General features: G+C 39.8%; 18 protein-coding genes. 12 read left to right on the top strand and 6 right to left on the bottom strand.

From position 1 onward, the window contains the following. The first annotated feature begins 147 nt into the window (after nucleotides 1-147). Both SWH54_18225 and SWH54_18220 read left to right on the top strand, forming a co-directional pair. On the top strand, nucleotides 148-1,698 hold the full coding sequence (locus SWH54_18225; GenBank protein ID MDY6793209.1) for a glutamate synthase-related protein: 1,551 nt from the start codon (nucleotides 148-150) through the stop codon (nucleotides 1,696-1,698). Between the two features lie 176 nt (nucleotides 1,699-1,874). Next, a complete protein-coding gene (locus SWH54_18220) occupies nucleotides 1,875-4,541 on the top strand; it encodes a glutamate synthase (protein MDY6793208.1) in 2,667 nt (888 codons plus the stop codon). Nucleotides 4,542-4,650: 109 nt separating this feature from the next. Here the strand turns inward: SWH54_18220 and SWH54_18215 are convergent, their stop codons facing one another. The 3 genes from SWH54_18215 to mltG form a co-directional block, all read right to left on the bottom strand. Next, the gene (locus tag SWH54_18215; protein ID MDY6793207.1) at nucleotides 4,651-5,883 is read right to left on the bottom strand and encodes a hypothetical protein; all 1,233 of its coding nucleotides are present in this window, start codon (nucleotides 5,881-5,883) and stop codon (nucleotides 4,651-4,653) included. Further along, nucleotides 5,870-7,000, bottom strand: coding sequence for an SPFH domain-containing protein (locus tag SWH54_18210; GenBank protein ID MDY6793206.1), 1,131 nt, complete (start codon nucleotides 6,998-7,000; stop codon nucleotides 5,870-5,872). Before SWH54_18210 ends, SWH54_18215 begins: the two co-directional genes overlap by 14 nt. An 86-nt stretch (nucleotides 7,001-7,086) precedes the next feature. Beyond that, nucleotides 7,087-8,091, bottom strand: coding sequence for an endolytic transglycosylase MltG (gene mltG / locus SWH54_18205; GenBank protein MDY6793205.1), 1,005 nt, complete (start codon nucleotides 8,089-8,091; stop codon nucleotides 7,087-7,089). A 266-nt stretch (nucleotides 8,092-8,357) separates the two neighbouring features. Here mltG and SWH54_18200 point away from each other — a divergent pair, with 266 nt between their 5' ends. Continuing rightward, the gene (locus tag SWH54_18200) at nucleotides 8,358-9,422 is read left to right on the top strand and encodes a nucleotidyltransferase family protein (GenBank protein ID MDY6793204.1); all 1,065 of its coding nucleotides are present in this window, start codon (nucleotides 8,358-8,360) and stop codon (nucleotides 9,420-9,422) included. Between the two features lie 715 nt (nucleotides 9,423-10,137). On the opposite strand, the gene SWH54_18195 is transcribed toward SWH54_18200, so the two are convergent. From SWH54_18195 to SWH54_18185, 3 genes are all read right to left on the bottom strand, one after another. Continuing rightward, complete coding sequence (locus SWH54_18195) at nucleotides 10,138-10,368, bottom strand: hypothetical protein (protein MDY6793203.1); 231 nt, start codon at nucleotides 10,366-10,368, stop codon at nucleotides 10,138-10,140. A gap of 568 nt (nucleotides 10,369-10,936) precedes the next feature. Next, entirely contained in the window at nucleotides 10,937-12,754 is a 1,818-nt protein-coding gene (locus SWH54_18190) for a DUF2079 domain-containing protein (protein MDY6793202.1), read from the bottom strand. A gap of 459 nt (nucleotides 12,755-13,213) precedes the next feature. Further along, on the bottom strand, nucleotides 13,214-13,927 hold the full coding sequence (locus tag SWH54_18185; protein ID MDY6793201.1) for a glycosyltransferase: 714 nt from the start codon (nucleotides 13,925-13,927) through the stop codon (nucleotides 13,214-13,216). Between the two features lie 526 nt (nucleotides 13,928-14,453). On the opposite strand from SWH54_18185, the gene SWH54_18180 reads away from it, so the two are divergent. From SWH54_18180 to SWH54_18140, 9 genes are all read left to right on the top strand, one after another. Then, nucleotides 14,454-14,621, top strand: a complete 168-nt coding sequence (locus SWH54_18180; GenBank protein MDY6793200.1) for a hypothetical protein — start codon at nucleotides 14,454-14,456, stop codon at nucleotides 14,619-14,621. A 52-nt stretch (nucleotides 14,622-14,673) separates the two neighbouring features. Beyond that, complete coding sequence (locus tag SWH54_18175) at nucleotides 14,674-15,180, top strand: lasso peptide biosynthesis protein (protein MDY6793199.1); 507 nt, start codon at nucleotides 14,674-14,676, stop codon at nucleotides 15,178-15,180. 198 nt (nucleotides 15,181-15,378) lie between these two features. Continuing rightward, nucleotides 15,379-15,660, top strand: coding sequence for a PqqD family protein (locus SWH54_18170; protein MDY6793198.1), 282 nt, complete (start codon nucleotides 15,379-15,381; stop codon nucleotides 15,658-15,660). Between the two features lie 407 nt (nucleotides 15,661-16,067). Then, nucleotides 16,068-17,486, top strand: a complete 1,419-nt coding sequence (locus SWH54_18165) for a radical SAM protein (protein MDY6793197.1) — start codon at nucleotides 16,068-16,070, stop codon at nucleotides 17,484-17,486. A gap of 24 nt (nucleotides 17,487-17,510) precedes the next feature. After that, nucleotides 17,511-19,283: an ABC transporter ATP-binding protein gene (locus SWH54_18160; GenBank protein ID MDY6793196.1), complete on the top strand. Its 1,773-nt coding sequence runs from the start codon at nucleotides 17,511-17,513 to the stop codon at nucleotides 19,281-19,283. Nucleotides 19,284-19,356: 73 nt separating this feature from the next. Continuing rightward, complete coding sequence (locus tag SWH54_18155; protein ID MDY6793195.1) at nucleotides 19,357-20,250, top strand: hypothetical protein; 894 nt, start codon at nucleotides 19,357-19,359, stop codon at nucleotides 20,248-20,250. Next, nucleotides 20,237-22,390 carry a DUF4080 domain-containing protein gene (locus tag SWH54_18150; GenBank protein MDY6793194.1) on the top strand — a complete coding sequence of 718 codons (2,154 nt, stop codon included), beginning with the start codon at nucleotides 20,237-20,239 and terminating at the stop codon, nucleotides 22,388-22,390. Before SWH54_18155 ends, SWH54_18150 begins: the two co-directional genes overlap by 14 nt. Before the next feature lie 53 nt (nucleotides 22,391-22,443). Continuing rightward, entirely contained in the window at nucleotides 22,444-23,439 is a 996-nt protein-coding gene (locus tag SWH54_18145) for a radical SAM protein (GenBank protein MDY6793193.1), read from the top strand. A gap of 22 nt (nucleotides 23,440-23,461) precedes the next feature. Next, nucleotides 23,462-25,567: a nucleotidyltransferase family protein gene (locus SWH54_18140; protein ID MDY6793192.1), complete on the top strand. Its 2,106-nt coding sequence runs from the start codon at nucleotides 23,462-23,464 to the stop codon at nucleotides 25,565-25,567.

The raw sequence follows: 25,567 nt of genomic DNA, 5'->3' as shown, positions 1-25,567 counted from the left end.
TGATCGAATTAATGGGCGCCATGGGTATCAGGGAGGTCAGAAGGCTGAGGGGCGAAATTGGCCGCTCCATGTGGTTTGAAGATCTAGAGGAGAAAAGTTTTGGCCCGGTATTCGGTGAAAGAAAAGTGACAGGATTGGGATAATTAAATGAGTCGTAAAAAAGATACTAATAGTCTGCCTGAAATAGTGGAGAGCCCTTCCAGGTTTCGCAATACCATAGGTAAATATACCATAAGAAGAAATTCAAATTGTATTTCCTGCGGCCTTTGCGCTGAGCTCTGTCCTTACGGCGTTCATATCAGGCATGATAATTTTACCAAACCCCTGCGGCCGAAGGAGCATAAGTGTATCGGATTTAAATGTCGGGAAAATGATTTCTTTTGTGTGGAAAGATGCCCACAGCAGGCGCTGACACTTAGACTGAATCCGATCCTTGAAACCCTGGGTGATTATCGCTGGACTGCCGAGATGTTGATTGCGCACTGGGAGATGGCGGAAACCGGAGAACTGCCGGTGGGAGACCTGGAATACAATCTGGGATACTCAGGTGGAGGCTTTGATAAAATCAGATTCAAAAAGCCTGATGCAAAAGACTATCTTGATATCAGTGATGAAGAGATGGATACAAGCCTTGACTTAAATAAAAGAAATGACGGGAAACCCGAAAGGACACTTTCACTTCCAATATACAGCGGGGGCATGTCATACGGTTCCATGGCATTGTCCGCTTTAACCGGCAGGGCAAGAGCGGCCAAGCGGTTGAACACACTGACCTGTACAGGTGAAGGAGGCTATCCACAGGAATTTGTACCTTATGCTGATTTTGTCATTACACAGGTGGCCACCGGACTGTTCGGTGTGAGGGAAGAAACGATTCTATATGCACCGGTGGTTGAGTTTAAATATGCCCAGGGAGCCAAGCCTGGTCTGGGCGGTCATCTTCTGGGTGACAAGGTTACCCCCGAGGTAGCTGCCATGAGAGAGACGGTGCCGGGAAATTCGCTTTTTTCACCATTTCCCTTTCACAGCGTTTATTCCGTGGAGGATCATAAGAAACATATTGACTGGATCAAAGAGATCAATCCTGATGCGCTGATTTCGGTGAAGGTTTCCACACCCAATGACATTGATATGGTGGCGGTGGGCAGCTACTTTGCGGGTGCGCATATTGTTCATATGGACGGAAGTTACGGTGGTACGGGAGCCGCACCGGACATTGCCAAGAAAAACATCGCCATGCCGATCGAATATGCGATTCCCAAGGTGCATCAATTTTTAAAAGATGAAGGTGTTCGGGATGAAGTCTGCTTAATTGCCAGTGGGGGCATTCGCAATGCAATGGATGTTGCCAAAGCCATTGCACTGGGAGCTGATGGAGCAGTGATCGGCACTGCTGAGCTGGTGGCCCTTGAATGCGTAAGATGCGGGAATTGTGAAAGCGGCCGGGGCTGTGCCAGAGGAATTGCAACCACAGATACCGAGCTTGGACAAATGATTACCGAAGAGTACGCCGAACAGCGAATCGTCAACATGTATATGGCGTGGCGTAAACAGTGGTGCGAACTGCTGAGACAGTTGGGTTTAAAGAGTGTAAAGGAGCTTGTCGGTCGCTGGGATTTGCTGGTTCACCTCGATTATTTAGAAGAAAAAGAAAGGGCGAATTATCAGCCGGCTCCACAGGCGAGGGTCATTATTTGAGCTGTAAAGAGGGATAGGCTCATGAATATCGAATATCGAACAATGAATATCGAACCGCAGAAGTAAAAAAACACTTCGAAATTCGACATTCCTTATTCGATATTCTGCGGTTCAAAATACGTTGGCCATGTTGAATTTGATTAAAAAATTATATGTGACAGGAATACGGGAACATAATGAACTTTGATCATAACCATATCATTGATAGACTAGTATCATCCAGGGGAAAAATACCGCATAAAAACTTCCCTGGTGAAAAACCGGCGGAAGAAGGAGGATGCGGTGTCACCGGATTTATCTCTTCCATTCCTGTTAGAGGGCGCCACATCTACGAACCTTCAGTACAGATGCACAACCGGGGAAACGGCAAAGGGGGAGGAATCGCTGCGGTCGGTCTTTGTGCCGAAGATTTAAAGGTCACCCAGGAAGTGCTCGATACCCATTATATGCTTCAGATTGCGTTTTTAAATCCTGAATCAATTTCTCAGGTGGATGCGGCCAACATCGAGCCCTTTATGGAAGTCCACCAGGCACAAAAGATTCCCACCATAGATGATTACCGCGAAATTGAAGGGCTTGAAGTAAAACCGCCGGATGTGTGGCGGTATTTTGTTCGGGTAAAAAAGGATGTGCTGGATCGGTTTATCGAACAAAACCAGCTGCAGAATTTAGCAGCGGGCAAGGCTGAGGATGAATTTATCTATCAAAACTCCATGCGGCTGAACCATCAATTTTACGCATCCCAGGGAGAACAGCACGCATTTGTCCTGTCCCATGGGCGCAATTTGATGATTTTAAAAATAGTGGGTTACGCAGAAAAGGTGGTACAATATTATCTTCTGGATGACTTTAAGGCACATGGCTGGATTGCGCACCAGCGTTATCCCACCAAGGGTCGCGTGTGGCATCCCGGCGGCGCTCACCCATTTACGGGCCTGAATGAAGCTCTGGTCCACAACGGAGATTTTGCCAATTACCATGCGGTGTGCGAATACCTGCAACAGTATAATATTTTACCACAGTTTCTCACCGATACCGAAGTCTCCGTACTGGCAATAGACCTGTTTAGCCGGGTTTTTGGTTACCCCACAGAATATATTATCGAAGCTTTGGCTCCGACGACTGAATATGACTTTGATCGTCTGCCGGCTGATAAAAAACAAATTTATCGTTATATACAGTCGGCTCACATCCATGCGTCTCCGGACGGACCATGGTTCTTTATCATTGCCCGGAATAATCCGTATGAAAAAATATTTCAGCTCATCGGCATAACCGATACATCTATGCTAAGACCACAGGTTTTTGCCTTGCAGGAAGGCGAAGTGCAGATCGGCCTGATATGCTCGGAAAAACAGGCAGTGGATGCCACCTTAAAAAGCCTGGCTGAAGAAGACAGCCGTTTTTGCCCGGTGGCCGATAAATACTGGAACGCCCGTGGTGGAAGCGCGTCAGACGGTGGTTCCTTCCTCTTCACCCTAAAAGATTCGGAAAAAGGAGATGGCACAAAACAGCTTGTCTGTACCAACAAGTTTGGTGAAGTTATAAACACAGTGCCGGATCAACACCATTACAGGCCGGATGATGAGTTAACGGTTGCACCGGACGGCGCGGAAATCTCCATGTTGATAACAGAAAAAATAGGAAATGCCGCCATTTCATCTTTGCAGAGCTATTGCATCGAAAATATGCAGAACTGGGATTTTGCCTCTTTCAACCATTTTTGCCGGGAACTTATTCAACAGTCGGAGAACAGTGACACAGCCAGGACAAAAGCCATCGAGGTGTTGACATATTTAAATGACCGCCGTTTTCCCGCCGGAAATAAGAAGCGCAGTTCCATACTGCATATTATAAAAGACAGCTTAACAGCGATTTTTGGTTCCATACCCGATTTAAACCAAAACAGTTCGAGTCGCTATCGACACCTATACTGGGGAAACAGAGACACGTTGCGTGCCCCACAGGACAGGGAAAAAATACTGGTTATAAATGCCAGAGATTTTCCGCCGGAAGGGGAAGATTGCGATTCACGGCTTATTGTTGCTGCATATCAAGCGGGGTGGAGACAGTTTATCTGCTATGGATACAAGGGGCAACGGTTTTGCGGGTGTGGTCTGGCAAATGAATCCGACGGTGTAAGAATAGATGTATATGACAGCTCCGGCGACTACCTGGCATCCGGCATTGACGGGCTGGAAATCCATGTTCACGGCAACGCACAGGATCAGCTGGGCCAGATCATGAAACGAGGGAAACTGGTGATTTACGGAGATGTGGGCCAGACATTCATGTATGGGGCAAAAGGAGGAGAAGTATATGTGATGGGAAATGCTGCCGGGCGTCCGCTTATCAATGCCGTCGGTCATCCACGCGTGGTAATCAATGGCACCTGCCTGGATTACCTTGCGGAATCTTTTATGGCCGGTGATGCGCTAAATGGCGGCGGCTTTGTTATTGTAAACGGAATCGATTTTGATCAAGAGGGTCGTATCATCGACCAGCCGACCCCGTATCCGGGCTCCAATCTATTTTCGCTGGCCACAGGCGGCGCTATTTATTTGCGAGATCCCCACCGAAAACTGGTGGATGAGCAGTTAAACGGGGGTGAGTATGTCGATTTAACCCAGGCGGACTGGGACCTGATTCTTCCCTATTTGAAAGAGAATGAAAGGCTTTTCGGTATCTCAATCGAAAACGATCTGTTAACGGTGAACCAAGAGAGCAGAAACTTCCAGGATGTCTACCGCAAGGTACAGGCTGTTAAACTGGATGTCCTGGCCAAAGAATCAGTGGCTGTGGAAGAATGGGGCGAGGATTGGGTCGAAGAGAAACAAGGCTGAAGTGAAAGGCACAAAGGTAGAAGACAAAGAGGCAGAAGTGAGTTGATTCAATATTGTGAGATGATTGAAATGCTTCAGCCTTCAGCCTAAAACCTTGGGAAGTTAGTGATTACAGGTTACCGGCCATTTTTAACTGGTTTTTGCTGATGGCAAAATTAGCTGCAAGCCCGATGAGTTCATGGGTTTTTTCTATAAATGGAACATAAACCAGCAGAAAACTTCTTGGACGTATTTTAATCTCAGACAGCTTGGGCAGCAGCTTTCTTCTCGGTTTTATAAAACCGGCCAGGTTTATTTTCAGGGTTTCCAGCGCCTCTGCAAGCGGCAGGGTCACAGGGTAAAGCTCGGAGTGGGGCAGTTGGTCTATCAGCTCTTCCTGGGGCTGGAAGAGTGTCATTTTCTGAGCAAGGGGCAGGAAAGTCTGGGGCCGAACCTTGAATGCCGGGGACCAGAAGCTGAATTTCTTATCATGGTTTTGTTTGACAAATTTGGTAAGGTTGGCCATTTTTACCATATCTTGGTACGATTTCAGTTTTATTCCAGTTACATCCGCCCTGATACGCCAGAAGGGAAGATAGATCGTATCTTTTTGTTGTTGCGGAATATGTGCGAATTTAAATTTTTTAAACCCCGTTTCATCCGGCTGCCATAACGAATTACAGTTTCTGCAAATGAGTACCACCGAATCCCGTCGACCCTCCATATCCCATCCGCAGTCAGGACACAGGGTGGGAAGGAAGCCCATTTTCCAGACCGGGTGTTGAATGGAAAAACGCGATACATCAAAATCATCGGGTAATGCAGAGGAAATCGGTTCATTTAATACGGCATCGTACACCCTGCTGTTTACATAAAAGGGAGAATATATCAGGCTGAGACTTTCACCGATATGTGCCTGATGAAACAAAGGTTTCGGCAGAGATCCTTGAAATCGCTGCTCAAATACATTTATGGCTTTTTTAAATGGCTGATCAGGTTCAAGAAAGGTGCCTTCAGTATCAGGCGTGACGAACTTCAGCTTCAGCGCCTGGCTGCGAAATCCAACGGAGATGGGGAACAAGGGAGAATGGACCGCCTGGTGGCTGACATCTATAAAATTTTCCCGGACACCGTCTGAAACACAGGAAAAAAGCATCCCTTTAAAACGCCAGTAAGGGAAATAGATGAGCTTTTTATTTTCCGGGGCTTTGCTGGGCAATGTGTAGCGAAAATAATCTTTGGTGATCAGGTAAGATTTTACCCGGCAGTAGTCGCAGAAAAAAAGGCGGTCTGTCTCATCAAGAACAGCCGGAGCCCCGCACTGGGGGCACTGGTAGTCTATGAGAAAATTAGAGCTTTTCACCGCACTCGACGCAGTAAGTCGATTCAGGAAGATTCTCGGCACCGCATTGTTTACAAGATTTTGATACAGCGCTCTCTTCTACTGGATGACCGCAACGTGAACAGAATTTGGCATTGGGGGTCAAATTTTTTCCGCAATTTGCACACCGGGTGAAAACAAGCTGCTGATGCCCGCAAGAGGGGCAGAACTTTGAATCTGTCGGAATTGGCTTTTTACATTCCGGGCAGGTAAATACCTTGCTGTTTCCTGCTTGTTTATCGGCAGGTTTAGCCGATGCAAAGTACTGGGCAAACATGGCCGGCATCATCAAACCCATGCCCATGCCCATACCACTGCCTGATGCGCCATCGGCTGTCGAGGCTTTTTCCATGGCCATGGCTGCTTTCATCTGCATGAGTTTATTCATGTCTTTAAAAACACCCATGCGGCTGCGGTCGTCAATGGCCTGCTGTACTTCGGGAGGGGGAGTAATGGCGTTCATATATATATGCGTCAGACCGAGACCGAAATGACTGAAGTCCTTCTTCAGTCGTTTGGCAAGCGCATCAGACAGCTGGTCATATTTCTCAGGAAGATTAAGGATGGAGTCAATGGTTTCCCCCATGAAATCATTGAATCGGGAGACAATGACACGATTTAAATATTCTTCAATTTCTTCGGTGGTGTACATGCCCTGGGTTCCCACCAGCCGGTTAATAAACAGGACCGGCTGGACAACCTGAAGGTTAAACACACCAAAGGCCCTCAGACGAATCAGACCGAGCTCGGAGTCCTTGAATGCCACCGGGTCTCTGGTGCCCCATTTGAGGTTGGTAAATACCTTCATATTTACAAAATATACTTCGGCCCTTAAGGGGCTGCTCATTCCCCAGGGAATGCTGGCGATTTTGGTTAAGATGGGAATATTGAGGGTTTCCAAGGTATGTCTGCCCGGTCCAAAAGCTTCCACGGCTTTTCCTTTGTAGAAGAAGATTCCGGCCTGACTATCCCTGACTGTCAGCTGGGCGCCGTACTTTATTTCCCCTGAGCCTTTTTCAGGTATGCGGTGAACAAGCTCTTTGCCGGTGTCGTCAAACCATTCAATATTTTCTAAAAATATTAGGTTGTCTGTTCCCATCGCAGTATTCTCCTTAAAAATCGTTTGGCATTTTATTAAAAAATACCATAAAATCAGATAAATAGTCAAGAATAATCTGTTAGCGATTACCTTCGCAGTTGATATTTCCTTATGGCCCTGTTGTGATCTTTGAGATTGGTGGTAAACTTATGAGTGGTATCCCTTTTTGAGACAAAAAAGATAAAACCGGTATCGGCAGGATAAAGCGCGGCCTCTATGGAGCTGGCTCCGGGGCAGGCAATCGGTCCTATGGGAAGCCCTTTTATTTTGTAAGTATTATAGGGCGACCATGTGGTCAGGTGTTTTCTGGTCAGGTTACCGTTAAAATTCTTTAAACCGTAAATGACGGTGGGATCGGCTTCAAGGCGCATTCCTTTTTTCAAACGATTATGGAATACAGAAGATATTAAGGGCCTCTCAAAAGGCGCTCCGGTCTCTTTTTCAATAATGGAGGCCAGGGTGACCACCTGATGAATCGAAAATCCGATGTCTTCAGCCCGCTTTTTCCATTTAGCGTTGAATACCGACCTAAACCGGTCAACCATGGTGGAAATCATTTTTTTTGGGGTAATCACTTTTGGGAAATAATAGGTTTCAGGAAAAAGGTAACCTTCGAACGTGTCGGCATCTATACCTTTTTCAGCTGCAAACGAGGCGTTCGTTGCGGCTGTATAAAAATCGATTCGGGAGGCAAATCCCGCTTTGGCGACAATATCTGCAATCTGCTGCAGATTATAACCTTCAACAACCGTTATTTTATGCAGATTTACTTTTCCATTCACCAGAATTTCCAGAATCATGGCAGGAGGCATGGATTCTGCAAGAAGATATTCTCCTGCTTGTATGTTTTTGTCATATCCTTTAATGATGGCAAATAATTTGAACTTCAGTCGATTCTTGATAATACCGGCTTTAAATAATTTATCAGCAGCAGCATTAAGTCCATGCCCAGGCTGGATAATCACCACCTTTTTGAAAGAGGAAGGACCTGACGTTTTTTTTGCATATTGTGAAAGGTCCAAAAAAAAACTTATTAAAAAAGAAAAAATCAAAAACAGTATCACTGAAATAATGGTTAGCAATTTTTTCAATCTTTGCAATCTCCAATTATATTAATGTTTGCAGAGACAATAGGTGGTTTATAAACAGATCATATTTTAAAACATGGCAGTTTGTCAAAGGCAATTGGAAATAGAATATTTTAAAAATTTGTTGCCCAAATAAAATGAGCTGTATTAATATAATTTTCAAAATTTTATTCCTTCAAATAATGATAAAATTCTTTCAGATTCCAAAGGTATTCATTTTTAAGCGGGGTCGTATTACAATGTATTATAGACCAAAAAAAAGACAGCTTATGGAACACCGGGACCAGAGGCATGATGTTGAAATCCAGCTTATTCGAAATATTTTGAAATCTTTCATTAAAGGTGATCCAAAAAAAATAAAAGTTAATGAAAAAGTCAACTGGAAAAGGATAAACAATTATGCCATAAATCAGAATCTTGTTTCAATATTTGATTATGTGTTTTATCAGAAAGATGTTCCTGCCGACATAATAGCAAACTGGCAGAAACTGAAGATGCGCATATTGTTTACTCAGGTTAAAGCGCTTAGAGCAGCCACCCGGATATTTTCGATACTGGAAGAAGCCGATATTCCATCGTTAAGCATGCGGGGAATGGTACTGGCCAATACTATTTATTATAGTCCTGACATGCGCCCTATGCGTGATGTTGACATTTTGATTCGACCTGCCGATATTGAAAGATCATTAAAAATTTTAAAAACCAGCGGACTTGAGCCTTACAGGCGATGTCGAACACAGAATTTGTATCGTATTGACGATATAAAGTTCGAAATTCATTGGTCCTTCCTAACCGCAAAACGTTATCGCTTCAAGTTAGATACGGATAATTTGCTTGAATCGAGAAAGAAAATCGAAACGTCTGAAGGGGACTTGTTTGGCCTTTCCGATGATAACGAATTCCTTGGTTTAATATTACACGCCTTCATTCATCACGATCTTTATGTTATACTTTCGCTCGTCGATATGGGTCTATTTATGGCGCAAGATAATATTGACTTCGATTGGCTTGCTGCGTGGGCACGTGATAAGCATCTTACGCGAATGATTCATTTTACACTTGCCTATGTAAACTATCTATTTAAGCTTGGACAGGAAGAACGTCTAAAGGTTTTTAAAAATACTTTTCCTAGAGATATAAACTTGATGTATAAGGCTTATGCAGCAAATGTATTTGAGATGAGCAATATATTTACTTATCTTCGCCGAAATAAGAACCTACTCTATATTGCTGAAGAACCAACAGTAAAATTTAAGCAATTATTGCGTTTTTTTACTTTGTCCGAATTTTATGAAATGCAAAATCATCTCAGATGGCGATCAGCAGGTGTATAAAAAAGCGCTAAGTACTATATAGTATATATTATGACACGAATTTATGTTTTATATTAGGCTTAATTGATATCTCAATTTTTCAGCATCATAATCAACACATTGAAATGATCGGGCGAAAAGCAATAAAAAAACTGAAGGCGGAGGGAATAATTCTTATATGAATATGCTATAGCGAGGTCAGAAAATAATTACGCAATGGTCGATAAAACAATGAAGGCGTTAACCCATCTTTGTAGGTTCAATTAGCTAAATATAGTAAAATCAACAAGATGTCTCTTTAAACCCATGCTGTATGGCACTACAAATATTACTTTTTATACAGATACCACCTTTTTAATTGTCCTGCCTGGATAATGAGACAAACCTAATGCATTATAAATAACCTGCTGTCTTGGTTCGGGACGTGTGCTTTCTGATATGTACTGTCTCGCCATCTTGGCAGTTGATTGATACAGTTATTCTATCTTGGCCTTTTAACTGTTTTATCAAATCAGGCCAGCTTGAGTGGATATTTTCCATTTTAAATTGCCATCTTATTGTATGGATTAAATCATATACCGGCAATGTTATAAACAGATGGCCTGATACTCTTTTTTTAATGCTTCAAACGTAATTGGTTTCCTTAAATTGAAATATAAAACGTTGATGCTCATAAAGTTAGAAAGCTTTCTGCTGTGTTTTATCATACGGCCAATCACCGTTACTATTGCAGCTTTTAGCTGGGCTTATTCAACCCCAATTCCTGCAATTTTATGTCCAGTTGCAACTGCTGCAGGACTTCATAAGCAAAATGCTCGATTCCCATACTTCGCGGCTGCATAAATTCTAATGTATTTATATCTACATTACGATAATCCGGTGAAGGAGTGTTGTCGTCACTAATTCCATCTGCCTTATTTTTGGACTGAATAATTAAAGCAGCATAATGCTGAGCCAGGGCTTTCAAATCAGAATGCGGCGGAAACGACTGCTTTTAACCACTTATGATTTTACCGATACGCCTGGCAAGATCAGGCCATGATTGTTTTGGGCAGGAAATGTGTAATACGGCTCACCATCTTTATGGCGATTGATAGTTGTTCTTCGAATATACATACTTTTATATATTTCAAAGAGTTTTGTCTAGGTCAATCCCTTGTGGTCATTTTATGGTACTACTTTGAATATATATCACCCCCATTTTCGTTAACTGATTAATTTTAAAGGCATTATATTCATTAGGTTTGCTGAAGAATGGCATTTTATCCGATTTTTACCTTAAACGATACAAAGATGGGTTAGGACTCATTTCCTTAAAATATAAAAAATTGGAAGATCATGTAAAAGCGATTGGTCTGTCCGAAAATCAATTATGCACTCACTACCGGGATGAGAGCAGTTATTTATAGAGGCGAACATAGGGAGAATTGTTAAATTTATTGAATTATTTCTATCGGGAGGGCAATTATTAAACGTAGTCAACTAAATCTCGGAAACGCCTTAAAGGTTATTTCTTCTATATCCTCGGGATACTACTATGGAACCCCGGTTTTACGCTTATAAATAATATACGTAGTTCGTAAATTCTTATTATATTCGTTCCAAATTTTTGAAAACCTTCTGTCATTTTTGAGTCTTACCAGATAAGCAAAATTTTTATCAGGTGCATAGTTTTTACCTCTAAACCGAGAATCTTTATGTTTCACAACTACATAATCGGAATTATCCCAGCTGTTCGGGAATATGCGCAGGTCGTATTTTTTTGTCAGATGACACCAGAACATTCCGATATTTGTTGAAACAACGGCGCCGTGAGGTGCTATTTTATGAAAATACAAAATTTGGTTTATTTCGCTTTGATTTTTCCAATTTCTCACGGAAGCGTTTCCCAACGAAAGAAGAGAAGTGATCACTACAACAGCTAGAACACGTTTAAGAAAAAGTTCATTGTGATTTTTCTTCATAAAACGTAAAGCCCATAGAACAGCAATAAAGGTAAAAGGAACAATCGATGCAGACCATAAGCCTGCAGAGTGCCGATATCTAATCATTCCCGGATCTCCAGCTAAGATATTCTGTGCAAGTACTGGAAGAGCCAGAAGCCAAATACGCCAGGCACGAGCAGGTAAAAAAGCGACAGGAAAAAGCAGACGAAATAAATACTTCCAGGTTGTTAAAGAAAATATATAAGGGATGAGTTTATACGGGTGAAGAAGTATAGTTTGAATAATTTGTGGTAATGATGAACCGAAGTTCTTATAAAGACCTGTCCACGCGTATGAGCCGGCTGGCATAAACGATGGGATAATCAAATTAATACTTGCGAAAAGCCAAAACAAGCTTGCCACGATTATGGTGGTTCCAATTATCCGTTTACGATTGAAAAAGAAAACATATGCGCCGAATGATATAACCGGCAAAGCCATTACTTCTTTGCATGACAAAGTCAAAAAAAGACACAGGGCCATCAATAAGTAGCGTTTCTGCCAGAGAAGCCAGAAAGCCCACATCAAAAAAGTTATAGAGAACGTACCTGGGAAAAAAGAATTGGATGTTGATATAATTGAGGGGTAGAGGCAATAACAGGTTGTAATAGCAAAGGCCCAGTCTTTTCTTTGTAAAAATGCATTCGCCAGATTATAGAAAGGCCGGATACTCCCAGCTATGATTATGGCCTGAACTAGGAATAGAGTAATGGCATGCGGAGCCAGCCAATAAAAAGGTATTAAAAGAAAAAGAATCGGACGGAAATGAGCAGCAAAGGAAGATAGTTTCGGGTGGTTTGAGGATATTATTTCGTCTATGGTATTAAACTGGTGAAAATGTGCACAGTTCTCAAACAATCCTCCCTTTATTGCGCTGTTCATTGCATCCACAAAGACAGTAAGGTCATCTGCGCTACCACAATTTAAAAAACGATAAGTCGGCATCCCCGTCAGAATAAAAATCATGAGAATTGTAACCACCGCAGAAAAACGCGAACCGTTCCATTGCAGGTCTGTATCGGGAATACGAAGTCCTGTCCATTTGAAAAAGAGATACACATATTTTCTGGGTTGACCTCTATCCGAGAATGATACGAAACAAACGAACTGTCCGGCACGTTCTAACCAGAAATCAAGCTTTCCAACAATTCCCAGTCCCGATGGCGAAGTTATCCAGAGACGAAGAAAAAACACCGCAAAAAGTATACTAAGCGGTTGCAGGAACTTATGAATAGATAAATGGATAAAACCGAATATTTCAATTTGGAAGCCACCTGAAAGAGAAATAGCCATGGCTACTACGCAGAGCAGCATGATAATATCAGCGGTAATTTTGATAAGTTTTTGAAAATTTACTTTTAAAAGCATATGCTAAATATTAAGGATTTCCTTTCTTTTTTAGAAATATATTTGTAGAGGAGGGAGACTTGTGTGTCAAACAGTAAAGATTTACAAGATATATGTATTAGAGTAGGTTGGGTAAAAATACAGATATTTCATTTTTTCTTATAGATTAATTTTCAACATATTGCGGACGGTTGGATCAGCTTAAACAGGGGTGATGAGGTTGAGTGTTTTGCCTTTGGCATTTTCCCCCTTACAATAGATCTCTATGAAATGGACATGCTAGCGCTTTATGAGCAGGAAGTTTACAAAGCGATTCTCTTTGGAATAGACCTGCCCGTGATTGATCGAGTAATTGTCGACGTTTAGAGGAAAGAAAACTACAGGCATCAAAAAGGAAAAAAACAAGTAAAAAGGCTAATATTAATTAAGACTTTTTATACCCCGTCCGCTTTCGGCGGGGAGCTTCATTCATTGGTTAAGTTATTCTTGCTTTTGCGTAACCATCAAATAGATATTTTTTATGTATTCTTTGATAACTTTAAAAATACCAACTTTGCTTTGTCTTTTATTGTTAGTGTCTTCGTTCCAGATAATTGGAATATCTTTTATTTTTAATCCAGCTTTTTGAGCTAAAATTAACATTTCTGTATCGAAAAACCAAGTTTTATTTTGTATTTTAGGAACAATATCATTAATTACCTTTTGATTGACTGCCTTAAAACCGCAAGGCATGTCTTGAACTGGTGGGTGCAAGAGAACCTTGAGGACGAGCTTTAAAGCATAAGAAAGTATTTTTCTAAACAACGAACGACTGACTTTTGCGCCTGTAATAAACCGAGAGCCAACGACAATGTCATTGCCTTTTTTTATTTCATTAATTAGGTCATGCAAAGCTGATAGATCTGTTGCGAGGTCGATATCCATGAAAATGTAAATATCTGCGGGAAAAATTTGCCATGCAGAAATAACGCCTTCTCCCTTGCCTTGCGTTTTTACTCTTATATATCTAATTTTTTGATATTTGCGTTCTAAATCCTTTCCAATCTCCGTAGTTTTGTCGTTTGAACCATTGTCTGAAATAATAATTTGCCAATTCTCACTTAATTGATCTTTGCAAAAATTAAAAACCTTAAGAATGTTATATCTAAGGAGTAGTTGTTCATTAAAAACTGGAAAGACAATACTTATTTTCATTATTGCGTATCACTCTTGTCCAAAATCGGTTTTTATTTGGACAGCATTTTCAGGATAGAACAACCTGAATGTCCATTTATAGATGACACCTTGTATAATCAGGTGCTTAGGTTTAAAAAGGATAATTTTTAATTATTTTGGACAGCATTAAACATAATCGCATTAATAACTGTAATAATTTACTGTAAACCTCGCAGTCAATAACCACCCCTTTAAGGGTGGTTATTGACTGCGGATAAAAATTAACGGGTTGTTGCCCAAAAGTGATTTTGTGGCATTTTGCGACAATATCGCGACATAGTAAGAACTTAACTTATTAGACATAATGATTGACACTTACGACATGAAAAGCCTGTAAACCGCAAAAAATGATCATGGGCTCCGACGAGCAATTTTCAGGGCCCATTCTCGTCCATGATAATTTTCTGCTGGATGCCTTGAAAAAAAGCCTGCCTTCTTTACAAACGTGGGTTATGTAAGGCATTTAATAACCCTTAACTCAGAGCCACAACCAAGGAGGCAGGCCATGAACACTGTAAAATTTATTGGTATGGATGTCCACAAAAAAGCAATCACCATTGCAATAGCTGATGAAAGTCGTCAAAAGCAAGCCAGGATTTATTTAATGCAGTTCTTGACTAAATTGCTAAATTTTACCATATTTGGATTTGGGCAACAGCCCGTTAAGAATTGATAAAAGATTCCTTTTTAATAATGAACATTATGATTTATCAGGAATAGTCTCGATGTGGCGGATTTCTATAACAATAGAAATAATTTATGTACTGATGAAAGCTGTAAAAACTAGGAGATCCAAAATTGAGGGTGCTATTTCTCTTCCTCCTGTATCTACCCATACAAAAATTAACGATAAAATGAGTAATAAAATAGTAAAATGGTTCGACTCTATTCTAAGTATTATTCTTATAAAAATGGATCATCTATGTTTTTACAGATCCTATGGACTTGCAACTATCTTAAGAAAAAGGGGAGTTCCGGTTGTAATGAACATTGGAGGTCGCTCATTAAGCTCGCCTGAAAATATGAAGGCACACTCCTGGTTAACACTTTTCGGACAACCTTTTCAGGAGAAGCCAAACTCAATTCAGCTTTACCCTCACAATATGGGGTTTAATAAAGATAGAGCGGTAAATTACTGGATCGGTCCTGAGTTTGACAGAAAAGTTTTAGATAATGAAGAAATAAAAAGAAAAAAATCAATAAAGCCCATTATAAATTTGCTTAAAAAATGAAAAGATATATGCCTTATTCGGATTTATCCAGTATGGCAACTGATTAGGTTTATGTTAGAATGTACGCGAATCGGCTTTTATACCATATTGTTTTAGGTAGATAGAAATTAAAAGTTGACATTTATATTGGTTTTAAATAAATAAAACAGATCTTGCATTGAGATTTAAGTTGAAGGCTGAAAGAAAGGATTGCTTGAGGTGGAAATATCCAACGATACAAAATTCAAAACCACAGAAAATATTGCATGGAGAAACGTCAATGACGAAATTGTTATTTTAAATTTGAAATCCGGGGAATATTTTACCTTAAATGATGTCGCTCAATGTATCTGGAAGGCCATAACGGATGAAAAAAGTGTTGAAGAAATAAAAGTTAAAATTATTGACGAATATGATGTTTCGCACGAAAAGGCTGACAGGGAGATTGAGGATTTTATTTCCAGTATGATTGAACAGCGTTTGCTTCACAAAACCGTATAACCATAAAGGAGGAGTATGTGTATGAAAGAAAACAATAAGAAATTAGAAATAGAAGTAAAGGACAACGAAAAAAAGCCGTACTTAACTCCTGTGTTTACCAAGCATGATCCGCTTGAATCAGTAAGCACCGTAACTTATTATTATTATTATTATTAAGCATTACGGTTGGAGGTGGCCTTGCTAACTTTTACCTATAAAGAGGAAGAGCAAAAATTTTTTATTAAACCATAAGAAAAATAAAAAACGGACGCCATTTCGCAGATGTGTTAGAAGTTGTTCAAGTTCATTTCTTATTTCGTGAAGCAATATGATTCCATCCCAGAGTTCTAGTTAACTTTACTGACTTTGGGATGGAATTTTTATTTCTACGTTCAAATTTAAAGTCTGGTAAATAAACACAGCTTAATATGCATAGATCTATATATGATATAGATAATCTGGTTAAAAATTTAAAAATTCGGCAATTAAAAAAAACAGGCGGGAAGGGAGCGGTTACCGAATTAATAGATTTATTGGCAGACCCATCTTTAAATATTGTTGATGCTGCAAGAGAGGCTCTTTTTGGCCTTGTGCCGATGGCTTCTCTTATGGAAAGATGGTCGGATGATTCTCCGGTTCAAATTACAAATAATACAAAAATTCCTGACTGGTTAAAGGGGTTATGTGACGGCTGGGGTAAAGACGGAGATTTTGTCGATCTTTGTATACAAAAAGTTAAAAATTTAGATAAAAAAAGAGCTGATTTTTATCTTGATCAAATGGTTACATTTCAAGGCGCTGAACGCCTTTTTATTAAAAGATTAAAACAGTATAACATGTCGGAGTTTGAAAAATCTTTTAAAAAGAAGGTTAATTCCCTACGCAACAGGCAATTCCCAAAGCAGTTGTCTATTTCACCTACTATGGCATGCCAGTTAACATGTAGTTATTGTGTTTCAGCAGGTGTTGAGGTCAATCAGAGAAACGAACTTGCTCTTAATAAAGCGTTGAAGATACTCGATTGGGCGGAAAAATGCGGTGTTAAACGAATCGGTTTTACGGGGGGAGAACCCACAATCTACAGTCATTTTTCCGAATTATTAGAACTGATATCCAAAAGAGGTTTTAAAGTTTACCTTGCGACTAACGGTTTATGTTCCCGTAAAGCTGTGGAAGCAATTATAAGATCAAGGCCCCTTTGTATTACCATGCATTTGACGCCTCAAGTTCTTGTTTCAACTGAAATGCTGCAAACATATATTAAAAATGCTTATTTGTTAGTTAAAGAAGGGGCTTATGTGGCAATGCGTTGTAACTTTGACAGTCCTGATGAAAACATTTTGCCATATTTTAATGTTGCTGCAGAAGCAAATATTAGGGAAATTCGTGCAGCAATACCTATGCCCAATGCGGGCAGGCATAACCAGTACGTTGAGACAGAAAACCTGAGAAAATTTGGAGATCTATTATCTTCTTTCGTAATCGAAGGGGAAAAAAAGAGCATGGCAACAGTGCTGGCAAAACCTTTTTTCCCATGTAAACTCCCCGCTGCAACGGCTAAAAAATTTTTTTCAAATGGGTCAATGTGTGTTAATTGTTCCGTCCATCTGCTAAATTTTTCAAATAATATGATTGTTTATCCTGACGGTTCTTTTGTGCCGTGTTTGGGAGTGAGCTTAAATTCCAGGAAAGACATTTCTCAATTCAAAAATCTTAAAGATGCGGCGGGGATGTTTAAAACTCAAATCATAAAACTGATGAAAAAACCGCTTCTTGAAGAATGCTATGATTGCCCTTTATGGAAAGGTGGGCGTTGCGTCGGTGCTTGTCTAAGCTACAGATTGTAACCGTTAATAATCGGAGGATATGTAATGCCACAGATTTCCCGCTTTGCAATGAACGAAACCGATTCGGATACCTCCCACAAAAACGGAAAATTTACAGCGGTAAATCGTCAATACCTCAAATTTCTATATGAATACACAAAACCGTATATTAAACATCTTATCTGGGCTTTTTTAGCTTCCATTCCGCTTGCGGCTCTTGGTACAGTCCTTCCATGGGCATTTAATCGTGTAACAAAATTATTTGGTGAGAACGCATCGATTTCTCAAATTATTATATGGATGGCAATCGGATTCGGTTCTGTTTTCGTTAGAAGCGGGCTGGCGATGTTTAATAAATATATCTTAACAATGCTTTATGTCCGAATGACAAACGACATGCGAAATGAAATTTATGAGCGCATTCAAAAACGGCCACTGGAATTTCATATGCACAAACATACTGGTAAGTTAGGCAGTATGATCAGTAATGACACACAGGTTACAGCAGGCGGTGTGGTTGAGCTTTTTTATGTTCTCTGGCAGACTCCGGCAAGTATATTGTGTTTAGTGGGTGCAATGCTTTACTTTAATCCGATACTCTCGTTGCTTGCCATTGGTTCGATACCGCTTTTGAGTTTTTTTGTTACATTTTCCGGGAACAGGGCACGGAAAGCCGAATGGAGTTATCTGCAGCATGAGGGCAATATGCTGGGTGTAATGATTGAGTCACTCACAAATGTTAAACAGGTTAAATCATTCGGGCTTGAAAAGCAGCAAAAAGAAAAAATTGTCGAACTGGGAAGAAAACTTATAAAATATAGAAAACATACGGTGCTTCTTAAATCATTTGTTGGACCGACCAGTGAAATCTTAAATGTACTGGCGATTACGGTAATGGCCATTATTGCATACTTTCAGTTAAAACTTGGGCAAACAACTCCGGCAGCAATTGTCGGGTGCCTTACCGCAGCATTTTCTTTAAGGTCTCCTGTAAAAACATTTTCAAATTCAATGGTTTCCATACAAAGATCAGTGGCGGCTATGCAAAGGATTAAGTGGTTATGCGGTGATTTAGAGGAAACAACGTCTAACTTGAAAAAAATTGATGTTGCAGCACAGTCCATCGAACTGCAGGACATCACATTTTCATATGACGGAAAAAATTCCATTTTTAGTAATATTTCATTTAAAGCAAAAAAGGGTGAAAGAATCGCAATATTTGGTCCAAGCGGTGTTGGAAAAACAACACTTGTTGAGTTAATCCTTGGTTTTTATCAATGTTCTTCAGGAAAAATTCTGATCGATGGTATAGATTTAACAGCATTAGACCCGTATTCCTGGAGGAAGCAGGTTGGGGTGGTTACACAAGAACCTTTTCTTTTCCATGCAAGCATCGAAGAAAATATCAGATACGGTTATCAAGAAGCAGACCAAAACCGGATTATTGAGGTCGCACGGCTGGCCGGCTGTGATGAAATATTTGAGAGGTTACCTGGTGGTATTCACGCTATGGTAGGAGAAAGAGGAAGTCTTCTTTCTGGAGGAGAAAGAAAAAGAATCGCGTTGGCTCGGGCTTTGATACGACCCATTTCTCTGCTTATCCTTGATGAAGCAACAAGTGAATTGGATTCTAAAATAGAAGAAGAAATATTAACTTACGTGGATCAATTAGCTGAAAGCCTTATTATTATCAATGTTTCCCACAGAAAAAGCGTTCTTAGGCATAGTGATCGCTCTATCTTACTTAAAAATGGAGAAGCTTTAGAATGCAATCCTGACAAAGTATATAATGAAGATTTAGGAAGAGTAAAATTTTAACCTTTTGAAAAGTCACATTCAGCTAACCGGAGCTTTAAGGCATGCCGGATTCATACATAAACAGGCGTAAAGAGTGAAAAAGATATTTTCAAAAATAATTAATAATTATAGCGGATGCACTGTTATTAGGAAGGATGAAGAAAAAGTAATATTAAAAGTTCCCAATGAAATCAGTGGTGGAAATGACTTATTTGTGAAAATCTATCTGTTCCCAAATAAATGGAAGCGCTTTTATAATTTTGCAGGATTAAAAAAAGGCGGGTTTCGGGATTACAGGGTTTCTCGGAAACTTATATCACATGGAGTTGATGTTCCTGACCCGGTTGGAGCATATAATGATATGGGGATTGCTGGTTTCCCAAGAAGATCTTTGTTTGCATCAAAATGGATTAAAGATGCTATTTCTGTTCGGGATCTGATGGTGAGGTATGTTGCAGGAAAATCAAATACCGGCGATCAAATTCTTCGAAGAAAAAAGGAGAAAGGATTATACGACGGGGAGAATAAAGATTTATGTGGTCCTTTGAGCAGAGGTGATCTAAAAAAGTTAAGCAACTCTCTGGGTGAGTTTATTGCATTCTTACAGAAAAAGCGAATTTACTGTAACGATCTAAATGCAGGGAATTTTCTTGTACGGATATCAGATCATTCTCGCTTTCATTTTTTATTAATTGATTATGAGGGCATTTCATTTATCCGACCCATTTCAAGAAGAAGAAGAATTTTTAACTTAAGTCAGATAGCAGCATTCATGTCGGTAGTGGATGACAACGCCTCTCACAACCTGTGTCAGGGCTATGTCAAAATTCAAAGACAGGTTGATTTAAAAAAACTGACCTGTGAAGTTAAAGAAAAATCTAAGAAACTGGAAGAAAACTGGAAAAAGAAGCTGGATGATAAATTCGATAAAATCAGCCGGGAATTACTAAAGAGAAAAAAAACTGAAAATAAGCATGACACACCTTGAATTGTCTTTAAAATCAGATCCAAAAACATTTGACAGTCACAAAACACGAGTGCTTTTGATTGCACTTAATGTGCCCGGATATTATTCTCTGCCCGTAAGGATACTTTCATTGCTGGGATGTACAGATGAAAAAATAAGCGAAAAATTTGATATACGATTTATCGAAGTTTATATTGATGAAAATTTAAATGAGTTATCACAGACTGTTTGCAGTTTAATGCCCGATATAATAGGATTAACTGTCAATATATGGAACAGGAACACATGCTTTAAGCTTGCAGCACTGCTTAAAAAACGTCTTCCACAAACAGCAATTGTCACAGGAGGACAGGAAGTCACACGCTCGGTTATAGACTATCTCGAGATGGTCCCTGAAATTGATTATATTATTGATGGAGAAGGTGAAATCCCATTCATGCAATTTCTTGAAAACTGGGTTCCATCCACCAAAAAGCTTCAAAATCCAGCCGATGTTTCCGGCCTTCATTACCGTGATAATGGCAAAATAAAGTATACAGGAACTGCACAACTTATTGAGTCCTTGGATGATATTCCTTCACCAATTACATCAGGACTGGTGCCGGTAAATGATAAACAGAAACTGGGAATATTACTGGAAGGGAGCCGTTGCTGTCCTTTCAGATGCAGCTTTTGCTTCGAAGGGGCAAAAAAAGATCGAGTTCGAACAGCATCAGTTAAAAGGCTGATAAGGGAAATTGAATATATGGCACAGCGTGGTGCGGCATATTTTCATATTATGGATCCCATTCTTTGTCATAACAGGCCGGAACACCTGAAAGAGTTGACAGATTTTATAAAGAGGCTTTCCTGTGACAAAGTTAAAATACATTTTTCAGTGGAAGCCTATGCGGAAAGTATAACAGATGAAGTTGCCGAGTGCCTGAGTGCCTGTTCTATAATCGATATCGGGTTGCAGACCGTTAATCCTTCCGCACTTAAAGCGATCCATCGTAGATATGCACCTGATAAATTTCGTTATGGAATAGAACGGCTTAGAAAAAAATGTGATTCGTTTAATCTTTATCTTATTTGCGGTCTTCCATATGAGACCATGGCAACTTATTTGCGGGGAATCCGTTTCGTGATAAATGAAAAACCAACTCGTATATTTTTAAATGAGTTATGTCTTCTGAACGGAACGGAACTTAGAGAAAAAGCAGATGAATACGGTTATCAGTTTGATCATGATCCACCCTATACAGTTTATGAGACGAAATGGATATCGCAGGGAAATCTGAAGATTATTCAAGCAGCATCAAAAGCTCTTGAGAAACGATACAATCTTTCAAATATAGGTATTTATAATAAATTCCCCTGGATTTCAAATGTTCAAAGAAGTAGTTTAAAAAAATATACGGTTCAGCTGAAGGGAAACTGTTCGTTGCAGTGCCCCGGATGTCATGCCTTTGAGGCCTCAGGAGCAAAAAACGGTACGATGCTGGACTTAAATATGGTTAGTGGCTGTGATGTAGATATAAAAATGGGCAATAAAATTCAAAAGGAAAAGCTTATTCAGATGGCAGGACAATTGCAGCTTGCAGGAGCTGTGCGGGTGAATCTAATAACGCCGCTGGAAACGCTGACCGAACCGGATTTTAATAAGCTTTTAATAAGTCGAGGTATATGGCATTTTAAGACTTTTGTAAAATTTTCAAACGAACATTTAAATACTCCGCCAGATATGAATATGGACAAAGCATCTCAGGCGCTGAACGTACTGAAAGATCTAAGCCGTTCATTTGATTTAAAAGGTAAAGCCATGGTGCATCCATTCATTGAAGTTGTGGTTATCCCAAAAGGAATAGCTGTTAGTGAATTTAGAAAAATGATTGAGGAACTTGTTAATATTAATATTACAATGATTACGATTCCTTCAGAAAAACTCATAAATAAAAAAGAATGGATAAATGAGATGACAGATATTTTTAAAAATGTCATGACTTCCAGATCCTGGCTTAAAATGCCGGAAATAATTGTAAGGCGTTCGATTGGTTCAATTGAAGATGCAGATGAAATAATCAGGCATTTTAACGAACTGGGCCTTATCAGCAAAGAATCGTGTATGCCTCCATGTTATCAGGAAGAGGACGGGGAGAATGAAGGATTACAAGTTTGGTAAAGAATCTAAATTAATAATCACTGATTAAAAAGAATTAATTAAGGGAGTATGAAATGGCGAATCTGCTAATAACCGACCGTTGCAATCGAAGATGTTCATTTTGTTTTGCCCAGTCGAGAGTGGGGCAAAAGGAACGTGGGAAACAGTCTTCCAATATGTCACGGGAGAATATCCGTAAGGTAATGAAATTCATGATGAATTCAGGCGAACGTCAACTGCGGTTACTTGGTGGCGAACCGACTTTGCACCCTGAATTTATTGAGATTGTTGAAGAGGCTTTGGATGAGGGCTTTTCTGTTCATGTTTTTACAAACGGAATAATGAAAAAAGAAATTGCCGATTTTTTAAGGAGAATTCCTGACAATAAAATTTCAATGCTCTGCAATGTATCCCCGCAAGCGAATGATTCAGATCGAAAGATAGCAATGAGAAACTATGCTTTGCACCGGTTGGGCAAAGTCGTTCAAGTAGGAATAACGCTAACCTCTCCTCAGTTTGAATACAATTATCTTATCGATTATATAAAAAGATATAAATTAAAAAAACGGATAAGGATCGGAATTGCACAACCTATTGTTGGAAAGGAGAATGAATTTCTTAAACCGTCTGAATATAGGGAAACCGGTAAGGCGATTATTCAAATGGTAAAAGAGTGTATAAAAGAAGATATACTTGTCGGATTTGATTGCGGACTTACTTTGTGTATGTTCGATGAAGAAGAAATCGGTATTCTAATGAAGTGTAGTGAGGGATTTGTTATGAATTGCAATCCGATTTTAGATATAGGAAAGGAGTTAGATATCTGGCATTGTTTTCCGCTTTCCGAGGTGTTGGTATCTCAATTGGATTATTTTCAAAATCGAAACGATGCGGTAAGATTTTACAAGGATCTGATAAAGCCATATCGGGCGCTGGGATGTATGCCGGAATGCATAAGGTGTGATTTTCTTCGCAGAGGGCAGTGTTCAGGGGGGTGTCTGGCTCATGCAATAAATTCATTAAACCGCCTTCCCCCGCAACAGGCAAGACCGGAAGAAAAAACGATTTAATTATTAAATCGGGAAAAAATAGATGCACGAGAAAATAAACGCATACGAGCTGGCTGGGTTGAAAATCCATATGCAGGATATGCCTGAAGTACTTGAAAAAGCTATAGACAAAGCTTTTAGTTTGAGCCGAATTGAATCTATAGATATTGATGTTACGCTAAGGGGGAAAATTTTAGAAGATAATTCTTTTTTTAAAGAAATGCCCTTATTCATCAGTCGTAAATTTCAGGAAATAAGCGCAGGTGATGATCCTATGTTTTTATCCCGACCGGATGGAAAATTTGCATTGCTGGCCAAAGGAAAGGAGAGCTCATCTTACGCTGTATGCTATCCGCCTTTTATAAATATTGAAATGTGTTGCCAGAAACTGACGAAAATATCGACACCCCTTATTTTCCAATCAGTGCTTATTCCCGTTATTGGTGAACTGTTGCTGAAAAAGGGAAAATTACTCATGCATGCAGGTTGCGTTGGAACTCCCGAACGGGATGGGATATTACTTTTGGCCGACAGTGGAGGTGGAAAAACCACCACCGCCTTTTCCATGGCAAGAGAAGGTTTTAGCCTAATATCCGATGACCTTGTGGTGGCATCTCCGACAGGCAATGGTATTATTTTTGAATCCATTCGAGAGAAAATGAATGTTTCAAAAAAAACCATCGAATTTTTTCCTGAATTATCTTTCCTGAAAAAACTCTTAAAACAGAGCAGGGAAGCAAAAATACCGGTTGATCCCAGAGAAATATTTAGGCCAAGCCGTGTAATTGATTTTGTGCGTGCTTCAGCAATTATTATTGTTAAAATTGGAAAAAACGGGCCGAAGCTTGTACCTGTTACCGGCAGCGCTATGTTAAACCCATTATTAAAAAGCAATACCTTTGCTCGTAGTGAATCAATAGCGGAAAAAAGAATTGAATGCGTTTGGCGCCTTCTGGATCAGACAATTCCATATGAACTGGTAACCGGATTTGATCCGGATTATTTGGGCAGATGGATGGCGGATAAAGCAGCAACCGGAAGTTTTGGAAATCCATCTGCATCACTTTTAAAGACGGATAACAGTGAAAAACTCGGTAGAAAAAAGAGAAGCTTTACTTTAAAAAAAGCATATCATTTATCCGTTGCCGAAAAACAATTCTTATTGCAGACCATGCTAAGGCATGCTCTTGATAATGTTAAGGTTGACAAGGAAACGTTAGAACGTTTTTTTGATCAAGCAACTTCACCAGAATTTTTCTCATGGATGAAGTACCATCGAATTGAAATCATTTTACTGAAATGGCTTTCCGGTCTGAATGAAGATATTCTGCAGGATATAACGATTGATTACAAATCGAAAATAACCGAGGCTGTTGCTCATTCTATTCAAATGCAATCCACAGCCAAAAAAATATTAAGTAAACTGGAGAAAAACGGAATATCGGCTATTCTGCTTCGTGGTCCGGGACTGGCTTTAAAATATTACCCGGGAACATTTTTGAGATATTTCAGGGATGTTGATATAATCGTTAGACGTGAAGACCTGAAAACTGCAGAAAAAATACTTTATAATCTCGGGTTTTGTTTTGAAGGTGAGAAAGATTATTGGAATAAAAGGGGTGAGTGGCCTTTTACGGATGGCCGGGTAACCGTCGAATTGCACTGGGATGCATACCCGGCTATCTGTCTAAAAATGTACCAGTCGACAAATTTTTGGGAAGAAACAGAAACCATTGAATTAGATGGTTTTCCAATACAAAGTTTGTCAGTGAATCATTTGCTTCTTTCATCATGTCTGCATTTCTCATGGGAACATAAACTTGACCGTCTGGTTCGGCTTGTTGATATCAGACAGATCGTTAAAATTGATAACGATAAGATTGACTGGGACTGGGTTGTCGATTTTTCGCTTAAGAGTTTTCAAGGATTTGCTGCAGGACAGGGGTTTCGATTTGCCAGAGAACTGGTTGGTGCTGATATTCCTGATGTGGTTTTAAGCAAGCTTAAAGCAAATGGTTTCGCAGAAAAAATCGCTTATAATGTCTTTCCGCCGAAATTTCTATTATCAACGCCGGGGCGAAACAGCCGATTTAGACGGATTATTTTCTATGAAATATTAAAAAATATGAAAAGGATAAGTTCTAATTAG

This window comes from Thermodesulfobacteriota bacterium, from assembly GCA_034189135.1.
Taxonomy (GTDB): domain Bacteria; phylum Desulfobacterota; class Desulfobacteria; order Desulfobacterales; family JAUWMJ01; genus JAUWMJ01.
This window is presented reverse-complemented; position numbering and strand designations above follow the sequence as displayed.

Coding starts and splice junctions, on each gene's coding strand:
- SWH54_18225 (MDY6793209.1), top strand. CDS start 148: ATGAGTCGTAAAAAAGATACTAATAGTCTGCCTGAAATAGTGGAGAGC.
- SWH54_18220 (MDY6793208.1), top strand. CDS start 1,875: ATGAACTTTGATCATAACCATATCATTGATAGACTAGTATCATCCAGG.
- SWH54_18210 (MDY6793206.1), bottom strand. CDS start 7,000: ATGGGAACAGACAACCTAATATTTTTAGAAAATATTGAATGGTTTGAC.
- SWH54_18200 (MDY6793204.1), top strand. CDS start 8,358: ATGGAACACCGGGACCAGAGGCATGATGTTGAAATCCAGCTTATTCGA.
- SWH54_18190 (MDY6793202.1), bottom strand. CDS start 12,754: ATGCTTTTAAAAGTAAATTTTCAAAAACTTATCAAAATTACCGCTGAT.
- SWH54_18185 (MDY6793201.1), bottom strand. CDS start 13,927: ATGAAAATAAGTATTGTCTTTCCAGTTTTTAATGAACAACTACTCCTT.
- SWH54_18180 (MDY6793200.1), top strand. CDS start 14,454: ATGAACACTGTAAAATTTATTGGTATGGATGTCCACAAAAAAGCAATC.
- SWH54_18175 (MDY6793199.1), top strand. CDS start 14,674: ATGTGGCGGATTTCTATAACAATAGAAATAATTTATGTACTGATGAAA.
- SWH54_18165 (MDY6793197.1), top strand. CDS start 16,068: ATGCATAGATCTATATATGATATAGATAATCTGGTTAAAAATTTAAAA.
- SWH54_18160 (MDY6793196.1), top strand. CDS start 17,511: ATGCCACAGATTTCCCGCTTTGCAATGAACGAAACCGATTCGGATACC.
- SWH54_18150 (MDY6793194.1), top strand. CDS start 20,237: ATGACACACCTTGAATTGTCTTTAAAATCAGATCCAAAAACATTTGAC.
- SWH54_18145 (MDY6793193.1), top strand. CDS start 22,444: ATGGCGAATCTGCTAATAACCGACCGTTGCAATCGAAGATGTTCATTT.
- SWH54_18140 (MDY6793192.1), top strand. CDS start 23,462: ATGCACGAGAAAATAAACGCATACGAGCTGGCTGGGTTGAAAATCCAT.